The organism is Streptomyces glaucescens, assembly GCF_002154375.1.
Taxonomy (GTDB): Bacteria; Actinomycetota; Actinomycetes; order Streptomycetales; family Streptomycetaceae; genus Streptomyces; species Streptomyces glaucescens.
On record NZ_MUND01000676.1, the window covers coordinates 1 to 539 of the forward strand.

General features: G+C 72.2%; 1 protein-coding gene. It reads right to left on the reverse strand.

Annotated elements, in window-relative coordinates; translation table 11 throughout:
• Window positions 1-369 (reverse strand): IS110 family transposase (locus CCN42_RS34560; RefSeq protein WP_143662124.1); only part of this gene is annotated, 369 nt, incomplete at its 3' end.
• Between the last annotated feature and the right edge of the window lie 170 nt (window positions 370-539).

Consider the following 539-nt stretch of genomic DNA (forward strand, 5'->3'; position numbering starts at 1 on the left):
CAGGGTGTGGGGCATGGTGCGGGCGGCGTCCGCGATGACGGCCGCGTCGCGGGCGTCGGTCTTGGCCTCGCCGGGGTAGAGGTCGGCGATCCTGCGCATTGCCAGTCCGGGCAGGTAGGCGACGTTGCAGCCGGCGTCGCGGGCGACGGTCAGTGGCAGGGCGCCGATGGAGGCGGGCTGGTCCACGACCACCAGGACGGTGCCGAACTTGGCCTTCAGCTTGTCGAAGACGGCCCGCAGCTGGGGTTCGCCGTTCGGCAGGGCCTTGTCGAAGACCTTCTTCCCGGCCGGGGTCAGCCCGTGGCCGTGGTGCGTGCTTTTGCCGACGTCCAGGCCCAGGAAGACGCCCACCCCGTCGATGCCGACCATCGTGCCCCCACATGCGTCGATGCGTGCCGGCCCCGGTGGTGGGGTCCGTTCGCGCGCATCCACGTTATGCAGACCTGCCGCCCGCGAACGGCCGGGCATTGCGCCCGGCCGGGCGGTGGTCGGACCTCTGATCAGCGTCTCCGACGGCACCCCTCGGGCCCGGTGACACC